The 26,375-nt window shown below is 34.2% G+C and carries 14 protein-coding genes; 8 read left to right on the top strand and 6 right to left on the bottom strand.

Annotated elements, in window-relative coordinates; genetic code table 11:
* Positions 1-151 precede the first annotated feature (151 nt).
* Positions 152-1,534 (top strand): IS66 family transposase, encoded by a 1,383-nt coding sequence (gene tnpC, locus ONG75_RS04625; RefSeq protein WP_264375454.1) that lies wholly within the window; start codon positions 152-154, stop codon positions 1,532-1,534.
* Positions 1,535-1,606: 72 nt separating this feature from the next.
* Here tnpC and ONG75_RS04620 read toward each other — a convergent pair whose 3' ends face one another.
* A complete protein-coding gene (locus ONG75_RS04620; protein ID WP_264375898.1) occupies positions 1,607-2,848 on the bottom strand; it encodes a hypothetical protein in 1,242 nt (413 codons plus the stop codon).
* Positions 2,849-3,003: 155 nt separating this feature from the next.
* Here ONG75_RS04620 and ONG75_RS04615 point away from each other — a divergent pair, with 155 nt between their 5' ends.
* A complete protein-coding gene (locus tag ONG75_RS04615; protein WP_458694722.1) occupies positions 3,004-5,118 on the top strand; it encodes a heme lyase CcmF/NrfE family subunit in 2,115 nt (704 codons plus the stop codon).
* Here the strand turns inward: ONG75_RS04615 and ONG75_RS04610 are convergent.
* Positions 5,065-7,707, bottom strand: a complete 2,643-nt coding sequence (locus ONG75_RS04610; protein ID WP_264375896.1) for an ankyrin repeat domain-containing protein — start codon at positions 7,705-7,707, stop codon at positions 5,065-5,067. The genes ONG75_RS04615 and ONG75_RS04610 overlap by 54 nt on opposite strands.
* A 113-nt stretch (positions 7,708-7,820) precedes the next feature.
* Between ONG75_RS04610 and mutS the strand changes: the two genes are divergently transcribed.
* Positions 7,821-10,331 carry a DNA mismatch repair protein MutS gene (gene mutS / locus ONG75_RS04605; protein ID WP_264375895.1) on the top strand — a complete coding sequence of 837 codons (2,511 nt, stop codon included), beginning with the start codon at positions 7,821-7,823 and terminating at the stop codon, positions 10,329-10,331.
* 61 nt (positions 10,332-10,392) lie between these two features.
* On the opposite strand, the gene ONG75_RS04600 is transcribed toward mutS, so the two are convergent.
* Complete coding sequence (locus ONG75_RS04600; RefSeq protein ID WP_264375894.1) at positions 10,393-11,769, bottom strand: ankyrin repeat domain-containing protein; 1,377 nt, start codon at positions 11,767-11,769, stop codon at positions 10,393-10,395.
* Between the two features lie 133 nt (positions 11,770-11,902).
* Here ONG75_RS04600 and aspS point away from each other — a divergent pair, with 133 nt between their 5' ends.
* A complete protein-coding gene (gene aspS, locus ONG75_RS04595; protein ID WP_264375893.1) occupies positions 11,903-13,705 on the top strand; it encodes an aspartate--tRNA ligase in 1,803 nt (600 codons plus the stop codon).
* 35 nt (positions 13,706-13,740) lie between these two features.
* Positions 13,741-15,003 (top strand): MFS transporter, encoded by a 1,263-nt coding sequence (locus ONG75_RS04590; protein ID WP_264375892.1) that lies wholly within the window; start codon positions 13,741-13,743, stop codon positions 15,001-15,003.
* A 7-nt stretch (positions 15,004-15,010) separates the two neighbouring features.
* On the opposite strand, the gene ONG75_RS04585 is transcribed toward ONG75_RS04590, so the two are convergent.
* Both ONG75_RS04585 and ONG75_RS04580 read right to left on the bottom strand, forming a co-directional pair.
* Positions 15,011-15,934, bottom strand: a complete 924-nt coding sequence (locus ONG75_RS04585) for an RluA family pseudouridine synthase (RefSeq protein ID WP_064085499.1) — start codon at positions 15,932-15,934, stop codon at positions 15,011-15,013.
* Positions 15,935-16,042: 108 nt separating this feature from the next.
* Positions 16,043-18,400, bottom strand: a complete 2,358-nt coding sequence (locus ONG75_RS04580; RefSeq protein WP_264375891.1) for an ankyrin repeat domain-containing protein — start codon at positions 18,398-18,400, stop codon at positions 16,043-16,045.
* Between the two features lie 169 nt (positions 18,401-18,569).
* Between ONG75_RS04580 and ONG75_RS04575 the strand changes: the two genes are divergently transcribed.
* Positions 18,570-19,856 carry a Na+/H+ antiporter NhaC family protein gene (locus ONG75_RS04575; RefSeq protein ID WP_211908158.1) on the top strand — a complete coding sequence of 429 codons (1,287 nt, stop codon included), beginning with the start codon at positions 18,570-18,572 and terminating at the stop codon, positions 19,854-19,856.
* 174 nt (positions 19,857-20,030) lie between these two features.
* Here ONG75_RS04575 and prfB read toward each other — a convergent pair.
* Positions 20,031-21,132 (bottom strand): peptide chain release factor 2 gene (gene prfB, locus ONG75_RS04570; RefSeq protein WP_230440360.1). Its coding sequence is split into 2 segments (ribosomal slippage): positions 20,031-21,065 and positions 21,067-21,132, totalling 1,101 coding nucleotides; the frame shifts between segments, so codons are not numbered across the junction.
* A gap of 155 nt (positions 21,133-21,287) precedes the next feature.
* Between prfB and mgtE the strand changes: the two genes are divergently transcribed.
* Positions 21,288-22,658: a magnesium transporter gene (gene mgtE, locus ONG75_RS04565; RefSeq protein WP_010405243.1), complete on the top strand. Its 1,371-nt coding sequence runs from the start codon at positions 21,288-21,290 to the stop codon at positions 22,656-22,658.
* A 489-nt stretch (positions 22,659-23,147) separates the two neighbouring features.
* Positions 23,148-26,360: an ankyrin repeat domain-containing protein gene (locus ONG75_RS04560; protein ID WP_264375890.1), complete on the top strand. Its 3,213-nt coding sequence runs from the start codon at positions 23,148-23,150 to the stop codon at positions 26,358-26,360.
* Positions 26,361-26,375: the final 15 nt, after the last annotated feature.

The raw sequence follows: 26,375 nt of genomic DNA, 5'->3' as shown, positions 1-26,375 counted from the left end.
GATGGCGTAATAGTGGCAAATTGAAAGAAATACATGGTATTTGCCACTATTAGAAATCTCCTGTTTTGATAAGGTATCCGTTCAGCGGAGTGGCAGAATAAGGTAGACAAGGTGATCTAAAAAGATAATCATAGAGCAAAAGTGAGGTAATGTGGTAAACCTTTTAGAGCTTTGCAAAAATTTACAGCAAAAAATAGAAAAGTTAGAAGCAAAAATAGAAAAGCTGGAAAGGGAGAATGAAAGTTTAAAAGCAGAGAACAAGGCTTTAAAGATAGAGAACGCTGAATTAAAGGAAAGGCTTGGTTTAAACTCGAAAAATTCATCTCTACCAAGCTCTAGAGAGTTGTACAAAATAAAAAAGGACAAGCCAAAGAGCGACAGAAACGTTGGTGGTCAGGTTGGTCATAAAGGAAGTTTTCGCGCCAAAATGGATGCAGATGAGGTGATAAAAGTAAAGTTGTCATCTACTTGTGAATGCGGAGGAGGGATTGCAATATGCAATGGACCGTACATTCATCAAAAAGTTGATCTTCCGGAAATTAGGCCTTATGTAGTGGAATATCAGATGGAGCATGGTCGTTGCCGGAGATGCGGAAAAAGAAGAAGCAGTAAGTTACCAGAAGGTGTTACGTCAGATACATTTGGTCCAAGGGTTAAGTCAATAATTGCAGCGTTCAGCGGATTCTACAAAAATTCAAAACGCGAAATAGCGAGTGTCGTAAATGATATCTTCAATTTGAACATAAGCGTCGTTAGCATATCAAATAGTGAACATAGAGTTGCTTCAAAATGCAAAAAAATGTATGAGCAGATCGAACAAGAGATAAGTAGGAGTAAAGTTCTACATATTGATGAAACGAGCCATTATAACAAAGGTAAACTCGCTTGGTGTTGGATGTTTGCAAGCAATACGGCAAGTTTTGTGAAGTTGACAGAGTCAAGAGGAATGAAAGTTTTAAAAAATAACGCATGCTGCAATCATAATAGCTTAGTGGTAACCGACAGGTACGCAGTATACAATTACTTTGCTGATGAAAAAAGGCAAATCTGCTGGGCACACTTAGCAAGGGATTTTGAAAGATTAGCGCATAGTTGGAATATTGAAGTCAAAGTTCTTGGCTGTTACTTAAGAAATGTAGCTACTGAATTATTTGCACTAAAAAAGGCTTTGCTAAAAAATGAGATAGATGTTTTTAGATTTGCCAGACGTGCCAGAAAGTTGCGAAAACGTACAAGGTATTACTTGAAGGAAATATCCTACTTACCTGAAGCAATTGGAGCCTCTCGAGTTGCGAAAAATATTTTGAAATCTGAAAGAATGATGTGGAATTTTTTAGATGACCCAAAAAACATTCCGCTGACAAACAACCATGCTGAACAGCAGATACGGCATTATGTCGTTTACCGCAAAAATTCGTATTTTACACAATCAAAGCGGGGAAATGCATTCCTTGAACGGATAATTTCGTTATACTTAACATGGAAACAAAGGGGTCTCAATCCTTTCCAAAACCTCTTATCTATTGTTTCTTAAACCACTCTCCTGAACGGATACTTGATAAGACTTATGAGGTCTTTATTGGTTTTTTGAATTTTGTTGAAGCACTCACATGCTTACTCTAATATTTTGTTCACAGAGCCTAGTTAGCTCAATTTCAACGTTAATTTGTGAAGCTCTGAGTTCTGTTAGGGGATTTTCTGGTTGAATATCTAGCTTATTCTGTATGTTCGGTAAACAAATTAAAGCCGAATCAAAAATTTCATCATACTGCTCTGCTTCATGTGCGCAATTGATTATTTCTTCGAATTCTTCCACATCTTGCGGCGTATCTTTTAATATTGCTCTTATTTGGTTTAGGTTTTGACGAATTTTTTCCTGATATCCAGCAATTCTCTCTTGATATATATCAATCATTTTTTGACATGAGGTGCCTCTAAATGGGTGTTCTGCTTTTTCCTTTATGTAGGAGCTCTGAAAATTTTTGCAATTAAGGACTGCTTCTCTACATTTTTTTATGTCACTAATTATACTGGTTATTGACTTACTTGCTTTCTCATGCTCTTCTTTTTTGATTATACATTCATTCTTTGTTTGGCTCATTTTATCATACAGATTTCTGCATTCTTTATATGATACCAGCGGTTGTAGTATTCCTTCCTCTACACCTTTATTATAAAAATTCTTCAACTCATCGCTTGATAGTATTCGTATAGCATCTTCCCTTTTACCTTGTGATTTAGGATACTTTTTGTTCAGTGAACTAATATAATTTAATAGGAAACTCTTAGTTAAATCTTCCTTTTTAACTTCTGATAATTTTTCTAGTGTTTCTATATATTTCAAAGTTTCCGCAAAAAGCTGCGCACCAGATGTAGCAAATCCTGGCAGTGGTTTGCTCTGCGCTTTATAAAAATCGGTTTGTAAAAAATCTTCGGCTTGTTTTTTTATTACTGAAAGTTCATTGAAGGCTTTTTCTGGATTGATTTTTTTTAAAATACTAGTAGCTTTTTTAATCGCTCTTTCTCTCTTTTTATTATCTTGTTTTTCGTTTAAGATTAAGCTTTCAGCTTCAGTAAAAGCATTGCCTTGGGCACTTTTGGCAATATTACAAACAACGTTTTTTACAACTTGCTTAGTTGCTACATAATCTATTTCCTTTGTAAAGCAATCAATAAATAGCTGCCAAATTTTTTTGTTAACGGACTTACTTGTCTTATGTTCTAAATCTTCTACATCTTTGAATCCTAAAATAGTATAGAGATTTTTTTCAATTATTGGTTCAGCATGTTGTTTTGCCACTTTACCTTTTATATTGAATAGAAATTCACTAATCTTAGTTGTGCCCATAATATTACCTCACAATATTAATGTTATATAATATAAAGTATAAAAGCTTAATGATTAATTTTTACTTACTATTAATATAATTGAAGATTAACTTTGTTCCTATATTAAAACTTTAACTCCCAATTTATTATTAGTAATATCATTATATGAATCTTATGCCTGAATTTGGGAATATATTGTTATTGGTAGCCTGTTTGTTATCTTTAACGTATTTGTTTCTACCGTTTAGTTCTTACCGATTCGTCTCCTCTGCCATATTTTTTTGTGTGTCAGCATCAATGGCTATTTTGATCTACTGCCACATTAAAAATGATTTCTCACTTGAAAACGTATATTACCACTCACACACAACAAAACCTTTGATCTATAAGATTTGTGGTGTTTGGGGAAATAAAGAAGGGTCTATGTTGCTTTGGACCTTAGTGCTTGTCATGTATTTATTACTAATGGATATTTATATACCTTCTGTCATCCCAGTGCCCAGACACTGGAATTTAATTGCAAATGAGTACATCAAATGGCAGTGTAATAAAAAATGGATTCCAGTGTCAAGCACTGGCATGACACCAGAACGAACTAATGGTAGTAAATTAAAAAAAATATCTCTTATCACCCAAGGCTTGATTTGCTTTTGTTTTTTACTGTTCACTTTACTTGAATCCAGCCCCTTCACTAAAATGCCAGGCATTGAAACAGATGGACTGGGTTTTAATCCGATATTGCAGGATATAGGCCTTGCTATTCATCCACCGGTATTATATTTGGGGTACCTTGGATTTAGCGTTCCTTTTTCGCTCTCTATAGCTGGATTAATTTTAAATACTGAAGGAAATGTTTGGGCTAAAATTGTCAGGCCTTGGGTACTTATTTCTTGGTCGCTGCTCACTTTGGGCATCAGCTTGGGTAGCTGGTGGGCATATCGTGAACTCGGTTGGGGTGGATTTTGGTTTTGGGATCCAGTGGAAAACGTTTCTTTGATGCCGTGGCTAATTGCAGTGGCGCTGACACATTTGTTGCTCGTTGTACGAAATTTCAATACTTTAAGGAATTTTGCTATTTTACTTACGCTCACAACTTTTATATTGAGTGTGACTGGAACATTTCTAGTCCGCTCAGGAATACTTACCTCAGTGCACACGTTTGCAGATGACCCAAGATATGGACTTTATATATTAGCTCTACTTGGTGTAATTACAGTCAGTAGCTTAGTAATATTTGTAGTGTTTACGAGAAAGAATCACACATCTTTCCAGTATTCGATATTGGAATCTGAAAAGAAATCTGCTACTCAAGTGACAGAAGGTAGAAGATTCTTTTCACGCCTTACGATGATGCTGATGAACAATTTATTATTCATCACTGCCTTTTTCATCGTGTTCGTTGGCACTTTATACCCTACAGTGCTTGAGTATTTAACCGGTGAATTAATTTCAGTTGGAGCACCATATTACAATTCTTTATTTAACTCTATTGCACTAGCTATTCTAGTGCTCACCATGATAGGGCAATACTGCAGTTGGCAGGGAAATAGTCTATTGCCAATATTCCGTGAATATAGATTTTCATTTTGTAGTGCTGCAGCTATTTTGCCGTTTATCTTTCACATGGAGCTAATGATTGTGCTATCAATTACCATCTCCATAGCATTATTAATATTTGTTTTAGAAGCATATAGTAAAAGAATTTGTTTATTTAAGGTAGCATTTGGTGAATCAATTTTATTAGCAAGAAGAGTTTCTAAGTCCTACTATGCAATGATGCTTGCTCATGCTGGAGTGGCAATTCTAGTGCTTGGTATATCTTATTCAGTTGGTTGGCAGGAGAAAAAAGAAAACTACTTGGGAATAGGAGACAGCATAACAGTCAATAAATTTAAAGTTACTTTACGAAATATTGAGCTAATAAAAGAAAAAAATTTCCATGCAGTGAGGGGTACAATGGATATCAGGAATTTGCTGAATAATAAGATATTAGGTGAAGTAACTCCTGAATATAGATTTTACCTTGCGGAAGGTCAGAAAAATGTTGAAAGCAGTATCTACCACAATTTATTTTCTGATATTTATGTTGTAATTGGAGAGATTGATAAGAGTAAGAGCAAAATTGCAGCTAAAGTGCACTATAAACCTGGAATGTCTATAATCTGGCTTGGATCCTTTCTTATCGCTTTTGGTTCGCTCCTTGCTGCTTTGCCTTCTAGCAAAAAAGTAGTTCCTTCAGTAACCTTTCTGGCGAATTTTCTCTATGTTCTGTTGTACAATAGGAAATAAAGATATATTTTCTAATGAAGAACTTACATGATATATGGAATCTACTTCCTCAGGCCTTTTAAAATATCCCTGCTTAATAGCGTCGTAGACAGAAGAACCACCAAGCAAGCAGTTCTTACCTAACTCTTCTTTATAATTTTTAAACTTTTCCAATATTTCCTCCTTGTTACTCACTTCTACTATAATTTTTCCTTCATCTTGGACATCAGAATACAATCTAGCATCTACTTTTCCCAAATCAGTATGAAAAGTCAGTACTATATTACCTATAAGGTCAGTATAATTTCTTACCCCACCTTCTGTTAAAATTTCTGTCTCGCTTTCACCGATTGCTATCACGTCTCTTCGAAATTCTGTGCTTTCATCTGTTCCATTTATGATTTTTGCAACCTCGACTATACTATTCTTTGAGTATTTCAAGTAGAAAGTGAAGTTGTCCATTTTTGCCTCTTTTACCTTACCAGTAGTTGCGTTTTTTGCAGCTTCCAAAAACCTTAGAGAGTAATGTATATAGCTTTTACGTGCTTCTTTAAGATTAGCTTTGTGGTCTTTAAACTTCTCTAGTTTATCAATTACAATTATACTACTTAGAGTTTCAAATACTGCACCTCTTTTTACCAAATTACATACTATGCGACTAGCAACTTCTATGTCCCTTTCACCTTGAAAAATCTTTAATTCACTAATTCTTCTTATTACATAATCTGTAAAATTATACCTACTCTCATAAGTATTTTCATATATATTTCCCTCACGAGTAAGATTGAACCTTACCCTAGATTTTATAGCTTCATTTACAACCTGTTCTAGCTGATTTATGTCTTGAACTTCATCTAATTTACAAAAATATTTACCTGGATCTTGCTCATCTAGTAGAAAATCCTCCCCCCATAGATTTACACTTTTGCACAAATACTTTTTTCCATTATAGTCAACTTGTGTTTTTTTACGAAAAGTTCCATAAATAACATCATCAGTTAAAAAGTACTCTTTAATATTAAGGTTGGGATTATTAACTGCAAATTCTATTGGGGTTTTACCTTTTTTATCCTTTATATCAAGATTAGCTCCTTTCCTTAGAAGCAATTTGATAATTGTATCACAATGACCAGAACGAGTAGCATAATGTAAAGGTGTTCTTCCTGTGTCGTCCTTTTCATTAGGATCAGCACCTGAATTCAACAGTAAATCTATGAATTCTCCCGCATTGCTACATTCCATACTTGATAGAATATGCAGTATTGTCAGTTTAGATTCTCCTCTTTTAAGGTTGAGGATGGTTTTTAGATCTTGATTACTTTTATGATCCAGTAAAAATTTTTTAATTTTTTCAACATCGTTCTTATAATCCTTATAAGTAACATGTGGAAAGTCTTTAAAAGTACTTAAGAATTTTTTATTCAACTCCTTCTGACTCTCTGTTAAGTTGGACATGTCAACAAGCCACGTAGATATCAACTTACCAAATGCACCTCTTTCAGCAATATCAGTTAAAGAACAGTCATTGCGAAGTACCAGTGAGTATTTAATCAATTCATATTCATCATCCTCTTGTTGCTGTGTTTCTTCTGCTTTCTTAGAGTGCTTAAAATCATTTTTTATTAATTCAATCAAGAGCTTTAATGTGTTAAAACTTTTATGTCCCAATAAAGGATCTGCTTTGTTTTCAAGTAGAATTCTTGCTATTTCTGAATAGCCATTTCTAATAGCCCAGCATAACGGAGTACGCCCGTATTTATCCGCTATGTCAACAGCAGCTTCCTTTTCTATAATAGCTTTTACTATTTCCACTTGGCAATTTTCAGCAGAAACAGCATGATGTAATGCAGTACTCTCAGCCTGACTTACTGCATCAACATTAGCTCCCGTGTCTAATAGGAGTTCTACTATCTCTTTATTTTTATTGTGAGCAGCACAATGCAAAGGAGTACACCCATTTTGATCTGCTGTATTAACATTAGCCCCGTTTGCTATGAGAACTTTTATTATCTCTGTATAACCAAAGCGAACAGCAGCGTGTAAAGGAGTTATCTTAACTTTACCTACTGCATCAACATTAGCCCCCGTGTCTAATAGGAGTTCTACTATCTCTTTATGTCCATTGTGAGCAGCACAATGCAAAGGAGTACACCCATCTTGATCTGCTGCATCAACATTAGCCCCCGTGTCTAATAGGAGTTCTACTATCTCTTTATGTCCATTGTGAGCAGCACAATGCAAAGGAGTACACCCATCTTGATCTGCTGCATTAACATTAGCCCCGTTTGCTATGAGAATCTCTACCACTCCTATACTACCACTTGCAGCAGCAAAGTGTAAAGGATTCCATCCATCTTGATCTGCTGTATTAACATTACCCCCTTTTTTTATTAAAAGCTCTGCTATCTTTACAAGATCATTTCTAGCAGCTATATGTAACAATGTACTTTGATCATCGAATGTATAATTTATGTTAAATCCATTATCTTGCCACTTTTTATACGTGTCTGGATCTTCTTTTTCCAATTCCTCTTTTACCCTTTCGATTATATTGTTCTCATTTAAGTCACTTATTGTCCTTAATATTTTTAACAACCGTTCATATTCCATAATTCTACCTCAAACTATTTGTTTTTGTACTATAGCTAAAAAAAATTATTGATCCATAATAAAATAACCAACACCAGAGTAAGTGGTTTGCTGCTAACATATTTAAAAATGTTATGAACTTAATAAGAGAAAAAAATACCCCTGTAATGGAGCAATATTTAAATTTGAAAGCTCAATACACGGATCATCTATTGTTTTATAGACTGGGCGATTTTTATGAATTGTTTTTCGATGATGCTATTAAAGCTGCGAAATTGCTGAATATAGTGCTAACCAAGAGGGGCAATTCAAATGGGCAAGAAATACCAATGTGTGGAGTGCCAGCACACAGTAGTGAGTCTTACCTGCACAAGCTAATAGATTTAGGATTCAAAGTAGCAATCTGTGACCAATTAGAAACTGCTGATGAAGCAAAAAAGAGGGGCTATAAATCCATAGTAAAACGTGATGTAGTGCGAGTTGTAACTCCAGGTACAATTATAGAAGATTCACTACTGGAGGATAAAAGCAATAATTATCTCGCATCCATAGTTGAACAAAATGACGAATATGCTATTAGTTGGCTTGAATTATCGACGGGAAAATTTTTTCACATTTTAACGAGTTTGAAAGCTCTAGATAGTGATTTATTGCGTATATCACCAAGAGAATTATTAATTTCTGAAAAATTCACTGAGGACGAAAAAATTAGATCGATTTTAAAAAATTATAAAATATCAATTACGCAACACGCACAGAGCTTTTTTGAGTATAGTAAATCTCACAGAACGTTATGCGAGTTTTATAAAATCAGGGAACTTGGGAGTATAGGAAATTTCAGCAAAGTAGAAATCATGGCGTGTGGTGCACTGCTTGAATATGTCAGAGTAACACAAAGGGGCTCCGTTCCAAGGCTTGAATTCCCAAAAACCTATAAGCAACAAAATTTCATGCTTATTGATGCTTCAGCAAGGAGAAACCTTGAGTTGTTTTCAACTCAATTTGGTGAAAAGAAAGGTTCACTAATTTCAGTTATTGATCACACAGTAACAGCCTCTGGTGGACGCCTGCTCAAACAAATGCTCGCTTCACCCCTTGCTTGCTCTAAGGCAATTAATTTGAGGCTCAGCACCGCTCAATTTTTTGTAAATAATCATGAGCCACGCAGAAAAATACGAGAGATATTATCTAACATTCCAGATATTGAGAGGTCTTTATCGCGCTTAATACTAGGGCGTGGTTCACCAAAGGATATGAACCTATTAAAAATAGGCCTAGGAAAAACTTTAGAGTTGTCTGAGTTTCTGTCTACCTTGCATAATTATTGTTTAAGTGAAAAATCAGAAATTAACTCTCAGATGTCATTCCAGTGCTTGACCAGAGAAAAGGAACCAGTGTCTACTACTCAGGTGATAAGTAGTGACGAAAGTGAACTAAGCACAATACATAAAAGCCTTGGCAATCATAAAGACCTATTTGAACTGTTAAATAGTGCTATACTTGATAATAACCTCAGTTCCGTGAAAGAAGGAGGATTTATTCACTCAAAATACAACTCAGAATTATCTGAGTTATCCTACATATTAAATAATAGTAATAAACTAATAACCAAACTCCGTGAATCTTATCGCGACCTAACTGGTATTGCCGCACTTAAAATATTACATAACAACATACTCGGTTATTACGTTGAAGTGTCGGCAAATCACAAAATAACTTCGGATATATTTATTCATAGACAAAGCTTAGCAAATAGCATGCGCTACACTACTAATGAGTTGAAAGAACTAGAAAATAAAATTCTTACGGCACGTGATGCTGCAATCGGCTTAGAAATGAAAATTTTTAGTGAACTGTGTAGTGAAGTCGCTAAAGAATCTGAAAAAATTGCTCTTGCTGCAAATGCTTTGGCAAAACTTGATATTAGAACCGCGTTTGCAGAGCTTGCAGTGCAAAATAATTACGTAAAACCCATCATTGATGACAGCAAAGAGTTCAATATCTGTAGCGGAAGACATCCAGTGGTTGAAGTTAACGATAAATTCATTGCAAATAGCATCAATTTAGCTGGTATACATCTAATTACTGGTCCTAATATGGCTGGAAAAAGCACTTTCTTGAGGCAAAACGCTCTCATTGCAGTTTTAGCTCATATGGGGTCATTTGTGCCAGCAGAGAGTGCGCATATTGGAGTGATTGACAAGATATTCAGCAGGGTTGGCGCAACGGATAATATAACAGCTGGTTATTCTACCTTCATGGTAGAGATGATCGAAACAGCAACGATAGTAAATCAGGCAACGGACCGTTCCTTGGTGATACTTGATGAAATTGGTAGGGGCACAGGGGTGTATGATGGATTATCTATTGCACAGGCGGTGATTGAACATATTCACAATGTAAATAAGTGCCGCGCCATTTTTGCAACTCATTATCATGAATTAACTAAAGTAGGTGAATACTTAGAAAATGTGAAATGTTTTTGTATGAAAATAAAAGAATGGAACGGAGAGGTTATCTTTCTACATGAAGTAATTGAAGGCATTGCAGATGAGTCATATGGAATACATGTAGCAAAACTTGCTGGTTTTCCTGACTCTGTTTTAAATAGAGCAAGTGAAGTGTTTGAGGAGCTAAAGGCTTGAGGAAAGTAACATTATATTACTCCACAATTATGGAGTTTTAGCAATCTATGGCGCTTTAATTTTAGTCAGCTTTCTGAGTAGCTGAATTAACGTAGCATTGATCTATTGCCACATTGGTCAAGATTCCAATTCCACCACCTACAACTGCACCTACAGCTCCTAATGCTAGTTGAGTACCAATTCCAGCAGAAGACCCAATGATTAATGGAGCAAGAAAATATAATGCTAAAGCGCAAGTTATTGCAGCTACACTTATAACAGCCAGCTTTCTCGGACAAAAATTTTCTGGTGCCTCAGCACTAGATATGAATGATGATTTTACTAGATTTTTTCTACTTTCATGATCTAAAAAGCCACTCACTGTTCTCATTATAGGACGGGTAGAGCCGCCACCAGTCAAGTCAATTCTATCTTCCACTATATCATGAAGTTCTTTAACTTGAGCTTTATATTCGTCCCAGTAGACTGATAACTCTTGTTGGTCATTGAGAAGATCTGGTTTATTTGAAGTTGTTAACCAGTGTGAGTCATGTTCCAAAATATATCGAATTGTAGCTTTCCCTATATCTATATGCCCTTCAGTAATTGCATACTTTAAAACACCTTCTGCTTTTTCCCTTCCAACATTAAGATCAGCACCAGCTTTTATCAATAATTCTACTATTTTTGGAGAATTATGAAATATAGCAATATCTAAAGGGACCATCTCATTACAATCTTTAATATTTAAGTTTGCTTTTTGTTCTATTAAATAACTTATAAATTTTAAGGTTTCATCAGATTTTTGATCGTCTATGTCTTTATATTTGTAATATATTCTAATTGCAAAATTCAACGCAGTTTCACCCTTTAACGCACTACCACCAATAATTAAGTTCTGATAGCTTTTTACCTCTTGATTTATTAAGTTAACATCCGCGCCGTTTTCTATTAAAGCCTTAGCTCCTTTGAAATTGCTTTTTGCAATTTGCAGATGAAGTAAGTAACGACCAAGATGATCAGTTGCATTAGGATTTGCACCTTGTTTAATCAAATACCTTGCAATTTTATCATTAAATTTGTGATCATAAGTTGCAGATTGTAGTGGCTCAGGATTTTGCTGTAACTCATGTTTAGTTATTGATTTATTTATCTGACAGATTGATTTTACTAACCCTAAATTTCTTTTCATAATCGCCTTTTTGACTGCAGCGCTGAAACTTACACCTTGCTCTATTAAATACTTAGCTATTTCTTCATCAACAGCATCACCTAATAAATTTGTACCGCTTTGGGAATTAACGTCAGTAACAACATCTCGAATAATGGAACTATTTTTCTCAAAAATTGACTTTACTTTTTCTGAATCATTTTTGGTAACAGTATCAACAAGATCTTTTATTATAGCATCCACCCTCTTTTTTTTAGCCAACATTTCCTCTAATTCTTCAGAATTCATAAGTATACCTCAACACACACAATCAAAAAAATTATATCCAAATCAGAATTGTTTGTAAAGGATTTTTAGATATTAGCTTGCCCAAAGGTTAATTTATTTTATAATCTTTCTGTATTCTAGAAATTTCAATTAAATGAACTGCTATAAAACTCACGCGTGTAATGAATTAAGGAAGAATGATGTAGAAAAGGAAGTTACTCTCTCTGGGTGGCTGTACCGTAAACGTGACCATGGTAACCTAATCTTTGTTGATTTAAGAGATTTTTATGGAATTACTCAACTGGTATTCAATAATGACAAAGACTTTTTTGGTGAAATTTCAAATTTAAAATCAGAAAGTGTGATTACTGTCACAGGAATAGTCAAAGCTAGAACTGAAGATACGGTAAATAGCTCTATTTCCACAGGAGAAATTGAAGTTATAGTTAGTAATTTACAAGTTGAATCGGAAGTTGAGTTCCACTGTGATGAAGAAATAGCAAAAGAAGAAAGAAGTATATTAGCAAGTATTGCCGGTGAGCAAGAATACCCAGAAAATATGAGATTTAAATATCGGTTTCTTGACTTAAGACGTGAAAAAACCCGTAACAACATTATTCTACGCTCAAAAATCATTGCAGAGCTGAGAAGGCTCATGATAGAGCAAGGATTTTTGGAAATTCAAACTCCAATACTTACTGCCTCTTCTCCTGAAGGAGCACGTGATTATTTAGTGCCAAGCAGACTAAATCCTGGTAAATTCTATGCATTACCACAAGCTCCACAGATTTTTAAGCAGTTGCTTATGGTTTCAGGGTTTGATAAATATTTTCAAATTGCACCTTGTTTTCGTGATGAGGACGCAAGGGCTGACCGTTCTCCTGGGGAGTTTTATCAGCTCGACCTTGAAATGTCTTTTGTGACTCAAGAAGATATATTTCAGGTTATTGAGTCTAGCTTATACAAAGTATTTGCCAAATTTTCTCGCAAGTCTGTCGATAAAGATTTTCCACGCATTACATACAAAGATGCAATGCTCAAATATGGCTCTGATAAGCCAGATTTGCGTAATCCGTTATTAATCAGCGATGTTACGGAAATTTTCCGTGATTCAGAGTTCAATATTTTCAAAAACAATATCGAGCGTGGTATGGTAGTGAGAGCTATCCCTGCTCCTAAAACAGCAGAGGAACCACGCAGCTTCTTTGATAAAAAGATAGAACATGCGCAAAGAGAATTCGGTGCTAAGGGCCTTGGATATATAACGTTTGATAAAGATGGTACTGCGAAAGGACCGATTGCTAAATTCCTCGATGACAATAGGCTAAACTACATAAGAGAAGTAACGAATGTAGGGCCTGGAGATAGTGTGTTTTTTGCTTCTGACAAAGAGAATGAGGCAGCAACAATTGCAGGGAAAGTGCGTATTCTTTTGGGATCAGAACTAGGTCTTATAGATGACAATATCTTCAAATTCTGTTGGGTGATTGATTTTCCTTACTTTGCGTATGACGATAAAAGTAAAAAAATTGATTTCTTTCATAATCCATTTTCTATGCCACATGGTGGCTTGAAAGATTTAGAAGAAAAGAATCCACTGAATATCCTTGCTTACCAATATGATCTTGTTTGCAATGGAATAGAGCTGTCAAGTGGAGCAATTCGTAATAACAAACTAGATATTATGTACAGAGCTTTTGCCATTGCAGGCTACAGTAAAGAGGAAGTTGATACAAAATTCGGTGCGCTCGTGCGTGCATTTAGGTTTGGAGTGCCACCTCATGGTGGAATAGCACCAGGGGTTGATAGAATGGTTATGCTGCTTGCTGATGAGCCGAACATTCGTGAAGTAATCTGTTTTCCTATGAATCAGCAAGGTGAAGATGTTCTAATGGGTGCTCCTTCTAAAGTAGAGGATAAGCATTTACGTGAGTTGTCTTTAAAGGTTGTTGAATAAAAATTTTTATAGCGGAGTGTGGTAAACTGGAAGTTATGAACAATATTCAAAAAGCAATACTATCAAGCATAATCTGCAATATGATTATATGGTATGAAGTAACTCTGTTTGGAGTTTTAAAGCATATAATAAGCAACGTTTTTTTTCCTTCAGAAAGTGATTATTTAAGCACAATCAAATTTCTTGGCAGTTTTGCAATTGGATTTGGATTTAGACCACTTGGTGCATTTATTTTTGGTTACATTGGAGATAAATACGGCAGAAGGAAAATTTTGCTGACTTCCTTAATATTAGCTTCGATATCATCTACTGCAATTGCGATTATACCAAGCTTTAAAGAAATAGGAATATTTTCTCCTATGCTGCTTCTGCTTTGTAGAATAACACAAGGAATGGCAGCAGGTGGAGAAACAAGTATCAATTCAGCTTTTTTAATAGAGCATTCAAGCGATAAAAAAAATCTAGGCTTTTTAGGTAGCATGAAAGCTTTTAGTGGTGCTCTTGGTTCTATTACATGCTTTGTAATGATAGCTGTTTGCAAAAAGTTTACAGGTGAAAATTATGAAATTTGGGGCTGGAGGTTGCTCTTCTATTTCTGCTCTGTTATGGGTGTAATAGGCTTTTTAATAAGGTACATAATGGAAGAGAGTCTAGCATATAAAACTCATGACCAAAATAAAAGCTTATCTAATTCTCCCTTTTTAGAATTAATCAAGAATTATAAAAGAGCATTTGTGATAGCAATTGGACTTGGCATTGCTCAAAACGCAATTGTTTATTCAGTAATCATGTTTTACAACATATCTGTAAAAGAGCTTATTCTTTCAGATATTGATATTAAAAATGTAGTAAGGATTATGGTTGAAATTACATTTGGGACGTCTGCAGTGTTGTTTGCAATACTGTCTGATAAAGTTGGAAGAAAAAACGTGATCATTCCTACGTTATTAGCTTTAGCTTGTGTCAGTTTGCCGGTACTTTCGCTATTATCAAATGATAACCACTATATTGTAACGCTCACTTTTCTATTAATAAGTGTGCCGATAGGCGCATCTTTTGGAATATATAATTCTCTCGCCTGCGAGTTATTTCCAACAAAAGTTAGATGCACTGGCTTTAGCCTCGCACATAACATATCTGCAGGTATTTTTGGCGGCCTTTCTCCATCGATATGCATGTGGCTTATAGAAAAAACTGAAACAAAACTTGCAGCAGGCATTTATCTTACTATCTGTGCATTAATTAGCCTAATATCTGTACTTCAAATTAAAGCCAAAGATAGAAAAGTTGATTGGTGAAATCGTTTCAGTTGAAAGATAGCACTTCAATAGATTTTTCGATGTGCCTAGGGATAGGTGCAGTAATAGTGATTTCTTTATTGCTTGGTAATTTTAAAGATAAAGAATGCGAATGAAGGTGGATCTGATTTACTACCCCATCGATAAAAGCTTTTTTACCACCATATTTACCGTCACCAAGAATAGGGCAATTTATATGAGCTAAATGTGCACGCAACTGATGTGTCCTGCCGGTAATTGGTTGTAATTTTAAATAAGCAACATTATGTTTTAATCTTGATATAATTGAAAAATGCGTAGTGGCATTTTGAGGTGAGTCTTCATCAATAACTACTTTTTCTTGCCCTGAAATATATTTTTTCACCAACGGGTAGTCTATTATTCCATTATCTTTGCTCGGTATACCAGAAGTTAATGCTAGGTAAGTTTTTTTTATCCTCCGTCCTTTAAATTCTTCCATAAGGTATCTTGCAACACTGGCATTGCGCGCGAATATTATTACTCCGCTTGTATCTCTATCAAGTCTATGGACAATTTTAAATACTTCCCCTTCTCTTATTTGGTCAAGCAAGTCACTAATGCTAATTTTTACCTTTATACCGCCTTGAACGATTATTCCTGCTGACTTGTTTATAGCTAATATATACTCGTCTTCATATAGTATGTTGTCTCTCAGTAAATTTACTAATTTTTCATTATATTTACGATCAGAATTAGTGTTTTCAATATAATCTAAGTATCTTATCGTTATAGTTTGCCCAGAATTCACTCTATCGCTGGATTTTGCCGTGCAATTATCAACCTTGATTAATCCTTTCCTTAAAGACTTCTCAATTGCAGATTGTTTCAAATTGGGAAAAATTCTTCTAATGTACCTATCGAGCCTAACGTTATTGTCTTCTACTAATATGGTTTTGATACCTTCTGACATCTTACTTATAAAAATTTTATTGTGTAAACTAAAATCTAACATACCTAATGTACTCCTCAGTTTCAGCTACTTGCATCGAGTGCTGCGTGCTGGAATTTAGAGGATTATTTAACTCTTTATAACAGCTTCATATTTTCCTATAGCTGAGTAAAGTGGTAACAATGATAGTTTCTCGATCATAGAGAGGTGAGTATTAGGCTCTTTAGTACTAGGGCCTGGACACGCTTCAGTGTTAGGCCCTGACTTCATACACTCAATGCCGTTAGCTAAAGATGTTACTCTTCCTACATTAACATTTTTAGTGCGATATGACCACCTGTAAGGACTATGTAATATTTGTTCTTTTACTCCATCCATTTCATCTGGACACGCTTTAGTGTTAGTCCCTAACTGCACACATTTAATGCGGTCAGTTATAAGTGCTACTCCTTTTCCATTAAGTTTAGCGTTATACTGTAATTGTTCAATTTGATTAGCTTGATCTCTTATCATACGTTCAAAGCTGATAGATAGATTATGTGATTCTATTTCTCTCAACATATGTGATTCTGTGTGTTGCACTGTCATTAATTTTTTGTTTCTGAGTATACTTGATTCTAAGTCAAGCTGTGTAAGTATAGCTATTGCTCTTTGTTCTGCTTCCACTAGAAGATTACTTATACCTTGACGTTCAGCTAAATCTCTTACAGTTTCACCACAGTGATCAGGCAATGAAGTATTTGCGCGATAACATAGTAAGGTCATTACTACTATCCAGTGTCTACGTTCGACAGCATAAGCTAAAGGAGATTGCCCAGAGCTATCCTGTGCATTAACATCTACTCCATATAAAATTAAGATCCTTACTACTTCCGGATGGTTATACTTGGCAGCTTTATGTAAAGCAGTTGATCCTAAATCATCATCTGCATTAGCATTTACTCCAGCTTCTAATAGAGCATGTACCATTAGTGTATCACCATGTCTGGCAGCACAACGTAAAAACTCAGCTCCCATCAATTTCATCATATCCTTCCATATTCCAAGTTGTATCATAGTAGTTACTGCTTCTAGATAATTATATGGACAAATAGAAAGTAATATTTTCTGTGGATCATTCGTCTCAATACTTGCTCCATGGGCTATTAGATAATACATTACTTTTCTATTGCCTTTTGTAGCAGCACAATTAAAAGGAGTCCATCCCCATGCATCCTTATAGTTAACATTTGCTCCATATTTTATTAAGAGCTCTACTGCTCCCACATTACCATTCGTAGCAGCAATATGTAAGGGAGATCGTCCAATTAAATTATCCTCTAGATTAACATCTGCTCCATGTTCTGATATGCACTTTAATAGGTCTTCTAATATTGAAATATCGTTCTTTGTAACAGCCCAATATAGAGGAGTCCATCCAAATACATCTACTATCTCAATATTTTTGTCGATATTCTTGTCGTTTTTTATTATACAATCCACCATTGCTCTATCAACATTTGCAACAGCAATATGTAAAGGAGTAAGTTTAAGCGCCCCATTCTTTTTAACATCTGCTCCATTATTCATTAATAACCTTACTACTTCTTTATGGCCATTCCTGGCAGCTTCATATAAAGCAGTCAAGTTCATCAGATCTTCCAAATTAGGATTTACCTGCTCCGTTACTAAGATTTTTATTATTTCTATATCGCCATTTACAGCTGGCTGATATAAAGTAGTCCGTTGAGATGAATCCAACAGATTAACATCTGCCCCTTCTTCTATTAGCTTGAGTGCTACTTCTATGTTCCTATCTTCAACAGCCCAATGTAAAGCAGTCCATTTGAACAACGGACTTGTTGCATTAATATCGAATCCTTTTACTTTAAGCATAGCATTGAATACATTCATCAAGTTAAAATCCATAGCTAAACACAATAATGCGTATTGATCATACCCACTATGTATATCGTAATTTAATGTAAACCAATAATTTACATTAAATTTAGCTTTCTTCCACTCGTGATACACATCTTTACTTGCTTTCTTTAGCTTCTCTATTGCCTCTAGTATCTTTTGTGTATCTAACATCACTGGCATTTTCTCTGATGTTTTTCGCACATTCAGTACATCTTCTGTCGTCACTGCTTTTGATTTTTCTGATGTCTCTTGTACACCTAACTTTTTTAGTACTCTCTTTAATATCTTTTGTGCATCTGATACTCCTTGCTCTTTTAGTATTTTTTTTGATTTCTCTAATGTCTGTGGTATATGTTGCACTTTTACTTTCTTTTTTAATGGCTCTGGTGTCTCTTGCACTATTGGAATCTCGTTTGATATTTCTAATTTATGCGATACCCCTTCTAACATTCTTAATACTTCTTTTCTCTCCAGTATCCTTGCTTTATTTAGTAGCTCTTTTATTTTTTCAATTACATTATCTTTGCTTAAATCTGCCTTCTGATCAACTATACCTAGTATTATTTCCCATTGCTCATGTGACATTGCCATAGCTTTACCTCATACTATAGAATATTTTTTAATACTATACATAATAATGTAATGATCAATATATTTTTTCTACAAGTGCAACATTAGAGACTAAAGCCTTGCGAAAACCAAGCTTGCCTGAAACCACTTAATTGATTATAATCATAGGTTTTAAGGCAGTAAAATGACAGCTTTTTTTCCTTTGGTTATTTTTTTAATCTTATACCTTGGAAGTGGTGTCTATTTTTCCTTTATTGGAATTGATAATCCGCTTCGCCAAGTTTCACCGGTAATTTGCCTACTACCGGCGCTATTTTTTGCTGTTGCATGCAGTGCAGGTAAAATTCAACGTAACATCGATACTGTCATCGAGGGTATGGGCGATAAAAACACCCTTACTATGTGTTTAACTTTTCTATTTTCTGGAGCATTTTCTGTGGTGACTCAATCAATTGGTAGTGCAGATACTGTTGCTGATTTAATTCTCAATTTCCTTCCAGCAAGATTACTACTGCCTGGAGTATTTTTGGCTTCCGCTTTTATATCAACTGCAATTGGTACGTCTATGGGAGTTGTTGTATTAATGGTACCAATAGCTGTTAACTTAGCAAAAAGTGGGGCTTTTGGTCTTGAAATAGGAACTGCAACTGTAGTTGGAGGTGCCGTATTTGGTGATAATCTTTCAATGATATCTGACACTACTATTGCATCTGTTTCTTCACAGGGGGCTACGATAAAGGATAAACTTAAAGTGAATTCTAAAGTAGCATTTGTTGCCAGCATTATAACGCTTGTCTATCTGGCAATTATGGCAGATAGTACAAAAATTATTCCTACATCAAATTTAGATTATTTATCAGTAATAAAGATTATTCCTTATATTTCTTTAATAATCATGGGGTTATTTGAAGTTACTACTTTAGTAACAATAACTATAAATATAATTGTTGCTAGTGTATTAGGGATGACTTTTTTTGACTATACTATCATTCAACTCTCTCATGACATATATGACGGTTTCAAAAAAGTAAACGAGATAGTGATATTTGCTCTATTTATTGGCGGATTGAGTCATATAATGTACAAGCAGGGTCAAAAGGCATTACACAAACTTATCGATGAAAGCAATATCACAAAAACTAAAGCTGAATTTGTAATAGCGGGCATAGCATCTATGTTTACTGTTTTAGTTGCTAATAATACCATTGCTATTTTATTAAGTGGCGATATTGCAAAAAGGCTCGCGCAAAAGCATAATATTCCGTCATACCGTAGTGCATACTTGTTAGACATTTTTGCTTGCGTTACAAAAGGCATTTTGCCTTATGGTTCCCAGCTGCTGCTAGCAGGTAGCATTGCTTCTGTCTCACCTATTTCTTTGTTAACACAAGTTTATTACTGCTTTATTTTAGCAGCAGTTACAGTAGGTGAAATAATCATCAATGGCAGACGTTGCGCGGCTACAACTTAATGTACGAAGATTTCTCTTCATATTACATTTTTGTGCCCATAAGAAACGAGTTGCCATTTTCATCAGCTACTTGGATAATAGATATATTCACAAAATTGTTCCATTTTTCTCAATAGGTTTTGGTTTTCTTTTCCCCTTATTAGCAGAGCATAAAACTTAGCTTTTTAATAAATCTCATTTTAACTCCAATACACTAACTATGAAACAATCTATATTGCCATCAAAAACGGAATTTATATTGCCAACTTCATGTCCAGTCCTTAAATCCTTTACCATTTGATACGGATGCATAACATACGATCTGATCTGACTGCCCCAACCTATATCGCATTTCTTGCCATATTCTTCGGCCATTTTCTGTTCTTTTTTTTCCAATTCAATTTGATATAAACGTCCTTTAAGTAGTTTAAGTGCTTCATCTTTATTTTTATGTTGAGAACGACCATTTTGGCATTGAGCTACAACGCCTGTTGGAATATGCGTAATACGTACCGCGCTTTCAGTCTTATTTACATGCTGACCACCTGCTCCAGAAGCACGGTAAGTGTCGATCTTTAAATCCTTTTCATCCACAACAATATCTATTGAATCTTCAATCACTGGAGTTACTCCTACACTTGCAAAACTGGTATGACGTTTACCATTTGCATCAAATGGTGATATTCTAACCAATCTATGAACTCCACTTTCGCTTTTTGCCCACCCGTAAGCTTTTTCTCCGATGATCTTTATTGTTGTAGATTTTATACCAACTGCATCACCATCTAATTTTTCTACAACTTCAACTTTAAAATTGTGATAAATTTCTGCCCATCTTGTATACATGCGCATGAGCATCTCAGTCCAATCATTGCTCTCTGTTCCACCAGCTCCTGAGTGGATTTCTAAAAAGCAGTTATTGTTATCTGCTTCACCAGTAAATAAGGATTCTGTCTCTTTAAGTTTGATTAATTTCTCTAGCTTTACTAACTCACCTTTAACTTCAGAAAAAAATTCTTCATCATTCTCATCAATAGCAGATTTCATCAAGCTGATAGAATCGTTGTAATCGCTTTCTAGCTTTGAAAACGATTCTATTTCATGCTTAATTTTAGAGCGTTCTTTTAAAATCTCTTGTGCTTTTTGATTGTCTTGCCACAGATTATCATTCGACGCTTGAGAATCCAGCTCTTCAAGACGCAACTTCAATTTTTCTATGTCAAAGACACCTCCTGATAAGAGAAATACTTTTATTTAAGCCTTGAAAGTATTCAAGGATTTCTGGATGGGTTTTCATTATACTTTAGACTTTAATATATTTATTATCACTAACAATAACAGCAAACAAAATAGAAATTTAACCATATAATAGTTAATTCAAAATAATTTTATTATACTTGAATGTTCAATAAAATCAAGTGTGTATATTTATTAAAAAAATAAGGTAAAGTAATGAATATTAAAACAAGTTCTCATTATGGTTTAGACAAAAAGGCTATTGATGATTTAATAGAGTCTCTCGATAATCAAGAATTAGAGAATGTTCGTAATATTGTAAAAACGATAGATAGCGTTCAGTTAGCTTATTTTTTATCTACTTCGATCAGTGATCACAGGGAGAAATTAGTTAATATCCTCGATCAACATTTGTTAAGTGATGCCTTAGTACATGTAGTACCAGATTTACAAGTAGAGATCATAGAAATATTGGGAATAGAAAATACAGCAAAGTTACTAATGCTTCTTGATATAGAAGACATAGTAGCTATAGTGAAAGATTTAGATAGAAAGTCTATAGAAAATATACTTAACTACTTACCCAATGCAACTCAAAAATTAGTAGAGGAATTGTTATCATACCCAGAAGAAAGTGCAGGAAGGTTGATACATAAAAATATGGTTATAGCTCCATATTATTGGACGATAAATCAGCTAATGGAATTCTTGCGCAACTATAAAAAAATACCAGAAACATTTTATCAAATTTTCATCATTAACTCAAAATTAGAACCCATAGGCATTTTCAACTTAAATAAGGTAATATCTCACTCAGGAGAAACAATAATAAAAGAGATAATGAGTCAAGATATAAAAATAATTAAAACTGGAATGGACCAAGAAGAAGTAGCAAGAATATTTAAAGATTACTCTCTATTATCAGCTCCAGTAGTAAATAAGAATGGTAAAATTATAGGTGTAATCCTTATTGAAGATGTAATCAAAATTGTTCAACAAGAAGCAGAAGAGGATGTGCTTAAAATAAGCGGTGTATCTTCTAAATCTGATATAAATGCCCCTATACATAAAACTATAATTAAAAGACTACCTTGGTTACTGTTTAACCTCTTAGCTGCAACAATATGTTCTATAGTAGTTGGCTTTTTCGATAACGTAATACAAAGTTTTATAGTACTGCCAATAATTATGCCAATCATTGCATCGATGAGCGGAAATGCAGGATCCCAAACAGTAACACTAACTATCCGGGCAATCGCAACAAAATATCTAACTGAGCAAAATGCAAAAAGAATACTGATGAAAGAATTTTTAATAGGTCTTATAAACGGGGTGATCTTATCTACTATTTCATTAGTAGTGTTAGCAATAAGGTTTCACAATGTCAAAGTGGAGATGATTTTTGTGGTCTCCATGATTATGATGTCAATTATTGCAACGTTCATCGGAACTTTCATTCCTATAATGCTTCATCGTTTAAGATCCGATCCTGCTGTTTCGTCTTCAATCTTAACATCAGCAACAACTGATATTCTCTCAGCTCTTATATTTTTTGGTCTAGCCACGATCTTTTTATTAAATAGCTGAATCTTGCTATATAAAAAAATTGCTTTACAAGCTTTACCGTCCACGTTATCATTACTCATAGATGCATTGAAGAAGAAAAATAACAGTCGATAAAGAAATAAAAGTACATGAAACTGAGCTGCTTTAGTTTTAAAATAAAAACTAAAATAAGATGCTAAAGTATGCAAAAAAATTCTTGCTTTGCTAGATCTTTTTAGCTACAATGCAGTCTAACGTAATGAAAACATGGGGTGTGAGTTAGATGCATTGTATTATGTATATCACTCAGAAAGCAATTCTCGATTTTTTAAGAATATATCTATTTTAGTCAGAAGTCAAAAGAAAAGCATACTGTTACTCAGCAATTAAAGTTACTTAGGATTACCGTAAGGTTTCTACAGCAAATTGGTTTGGTACAGCTGCATAAGAATCAAATGTTGAAATCAATCTTCAGAAAAGAGGTTTACGACAAAACAATCAAAATATGAATATTAAAATATAGGCGGCTTTATGTTAGGTAAAGAAAATATAGGAGAACAAGTAGCAGATAATCAAATGGATTATGTAGATGCTGGATCAGCAATAGTTGATTATGAAAATATATTATCTAGTGAAGAACTTCAGTGTGGACGAAGTCAGGAGAGCCCTAGAGTAACAAGATCTTCATCTATAGGCAGCAGTAGTACATCGACTGATGATGAAGAAATGTTTAGCTGTATAAGCATTACAAGTGATGAAATAGTGAAAAAAGCAACTTTTTTTGTTAAGACTTTTGTTAAAGAATTCGAGGAAAAACTATCTGAATGTTCTAAAGAAGCAAAACCAGGTTCAAAAGTACGTAAAACAGGTAAAGTAGTAGCTAAGGTTGTATCAACTGTGGGTAATTATATTCCACCAAGTGTGGAGAAAGTAGGTACTTCTCAAGTTATGGAGTGTGTGAGTTTTGTTTCTACAAACCAACATAGGAAAAAAGCAAAAATATTTTCTACAATAGTTGCGCCTTCAGAAGGTAACTTAAGAAAGATTTTAATAGAAGCTGGCTTGGAAATTTTTCAAAGTTTTGAGAAGCAATTCACTAAAATTGTGGATACTAATCAGTTGTCTTGTAATAGGGGGATTGAGAAGTTAGCAATGGATACTGTATCCAGAGTAATAAATTACACTACATCTTGCAACGAGAAAGGAGAATTTCCCAATCTTCACATAACTAAAGGTGTTATTTTAGGTAAATCAAAAAGAAAGTACCCGTTTACTACACGTACTGGACATCAAGTAAAAGATAAACAAAGTGGTGAAATGTTGATGACTTCAGAGTTATATGAAAAGGTGGGAATAGAGAAAGCAGAGGGTGAGATTATTAAGTATTATCAATTGAATGAGCATGAAAAATACGGCTATCGGCTTCCCTTTACGTGGGAATTAGAAAATTGGGAAGAGTTAGAACAAAAATATGTACTTAGTGCAACATCTAAAAAAAGAGAGTATGTGCGTATTTTAGATGAGGAAAAAAAGAAAGGATTGGCTAGTAGTATATTAAAAGAGATCAATGAAAACGATTCAGCAAAAAAAAAGGATATACAAGAACTGCGTGAAGAAATCAGAAATTTACGAATACTTCATGAAAAAGAAGGTAAAAATACATTTTCCTTTAATTTGGGCTATTTACCAAAATTCTTTATAAAAAGAGAAGTGATGTTAGATGAATTAAAAAAGAAGTTAGACAGTAAAAATCAAGAAGTGGAAATGTCACGAGTGGTCTTAATTAATGGGAAACATGGAACAGGAAAAAGTGAATTGGCTAAGAACTGCGTATATAGTAAGAAGAATGACTGGAAGAAAATTGCATGGATAGATGCTACAACATATAGTACTCTTTCACAATCATTTCGTAATTTAGCTAAAGAATTAGAAATTCCTACAGAAAATGATAATGATATGGATTTTAATGTTGTTCGAGATAGAGAAATAGAATCTATTGTCCAGGATGTATACCAGTATTTTCGAGACGTAAAAAGTCTTTTCATCTTTGATAACACCAGTAAGTATAAGGAGATCGAAAAATTTTTACCATCCTATTTTCCTAATTTGTTTTTTCATGGAGAAAAGCCTTACGTTTTAATTACTTCTCGTAGCAAGAATTGGGAAAAAGAAATAGAAAAGACACAGTTGAATGATGGATTTTCTCTAGGAGAAGCTATAACATTTATTGAAAGGGCCTTAGGGATAAAAGATAAATTAGAGAATCGCTATCTAGTAGAGTTAGCAGAAGCGTTGAATTATCTACCATTAGCTTTGGTGCAAGGAGCAGCATATATAAAACAAGAAAAGATTAGTATTAGCGAATATCTAAAACGCTATAATGAAGCAATACAAAAATCAAATCCTGATCTTTTGGAAGCATTAGGTATCACCAAAGAATTATTTACAACTTTGAAGCTTAACCTTAATAAAATAAGAAGAGAAAAAAATGTTGGGCAGCAATCGCATGATATTGTATCATATATGGCTTACTTGGATCCCAATCAAATTGATATAGAAGAAATTTTCCTCCAGAAGAAATCAGAAAAAGGTAAGCAACAAGTTTTGGATGCTCTTAATCTACTCAATAAGTTTTCAGTGATTGAGCTAGAGGAGTCAATAGCAAGAGTTCATAAAGGGATACAAAAAACAGTAAGAGTAGAGAAAGAACGAACAGGAATAGAAGAAGAAACTTTAAGAGAAATTATGACATCATTTTGCCTTACGAATCCAAATCACGTTAAGTCTGTTTGGAGTCATGCAAGTAAATATAGTAGATTAGTTAATGAATTTATTGATTCTATTTATGATGGAGGTACTATCTTACATTTGCTAGCCAAAGATGGTAATGAAAAGGTTATTAAGCTGATATTAGAGAAAATATATCCTGATAAATTAAGTAAAGTTATTAATGCTATTGATGAAAAGAATTTTACTTCTTTAGATTATGCTATCATACATGGTCACTTAGGTACTGTTCAGCATCTTGTAAGGAAAGGGGGTGATGTAAATCTAAATAACACAAAAGGTATGAATCCTTTGCACTTTGCTGCCGTATATGGTCACTTAGATATTGCTAAATACCTTGTAGCGCAAGGGGCTATAATAAAATCATTAAACAAAGATAGTATGTGTCCTTTGCACTTTGCTGCTATATATGGTCACTTAGATATTATTAAATACCTTGTAGAGGAAGGAGCTAGTATAAATATAAAGGATAAAAATAACATGCGTCCTTTGCACTTTGCTGTTATATATGGTAGATTGGATATTGTGAAATATCTTGTAGAGAAAAGAGCTAATATAAATCTACGTAGCAAAGAAGGTGAGAGTACTTTGCACTTTGCTGTTATGCATGGTCAGTTAGATATTGTTGAATACCTTATAGAGAAAGGAGCTATTATAGATAGACAAAATGAAAAAAATATGAGTCCTTTGGACTATGTTATTGTATATTCTAACTCAGAAGAAATTATTTATTATCTTGAAGATATGCACTTAGCTCCAGACTTAAAAACACAATCACATAAAAGAAACCTAGAGACATTTGATGAACATACACTACCTAAAAAAAGAAAATTAAAAAATATAAGTGAAGCATTGCAATTTGAAGATAAAAGCACAGTTAACTTAACTCATAGGTCACCTATATCTTCATTTAACAGCGTCTCTGTACAACCTGCAAACAAGGACTTAAGACTATAATTTTACAGTAAGCTA

It is taken from the genome of Wolbachia endosymbiont (group B) of Sphaerophoria taeniata, assembly GCF_947179355.1.
In the GTDB taxonomy this organism is placed as follows: Bacteria; Pseudomonadota; Alphaproteobacteria; order Rickettsiales; family Anaplasmataceae; genus Wolbachia.
This window is presented reverse-complemented; position numbering and strand designations above follow the sequence as displayed.

Coding starts and splice junctions, on each gene's coding strand:
- mutS (WP_264375895.1), top strand. CDS start 7,821: ATGAACTTAATAAGAGAAAAAAATACCCCTGTAATGGAGCAATATTTA.
- ONG75_RS04585 (WP_064085499.1), bottom strand. CDS start 15,934: ATGTCAGAAGGTATCAAAACCATATTAGTAGAAGACAATAACGTTAGG.
- ONG75_RS04560 (WP_264375890.1), top strand. CDS start 23,148: ATGTTAGGTAAAGAAAATATAGGAGAACAAGTAGCAGATAATCAAATG.
- ONG75_RS04590 (WP_264375892.1), top strand. CDS start 13,741: ATGAACAATATTCAAAAAGCAATACTATCAAGCATAATCTGCAATATG.
- ONG75_RS04620 (WP_264375898.1), bottom strand. CDS start 2,848: ATGGGCACAACTAAGATTAGTGAATTTCTATTCAATATAAAAGGTAAA.
- ONG75_RS04580 (WP_264375891.1), bottom strand. CDS start 18,400: ATGTCACATGAGCAATGGGAAATAATACTAGGTATAGTTGATCAGAAG.
- ONG75_RS04600 (WP_264375894.1), bottom strand. CDS start 11,769: ATGAATTCTGAAGAATTAGAGGAAATGTTGGCTAAAAAAAAGAGGGTG.
- ONG75_RS04615 (WP_458694722.1), top strand. CDS start 3,004: ATGCCTGAATTTGGGAATATATTGTTATTGGTAGCCTGTTTGTTATCT.
- ONG75_RS04575 (WP_211908158.1), top strand. CDS start 18,570: ATGACAGCTTTTTTTCCTTTGGTTATTTTTTTAATCTTATACCTTGGA.
- aspS (WP_264375893.1), top strand. CDS start 11,903: ATGAACTGCTATAAAACTCACGCGTGTAATGAATTAAGGAAGAATGAT.
- ONG75_RS04610 (WP_264375896.1), bottom strand. CDS start 7,707: ATGGAATATGAACGGTTGTTAAAAATATTAAGGACAATAAGTGACTTA.
- mgtE (WP_010405243.1), top strand. CDS start 21,288: ATGAATATTAAAACAAGTTCTCATTATGGTTTAGACAAAAAGGCTATT.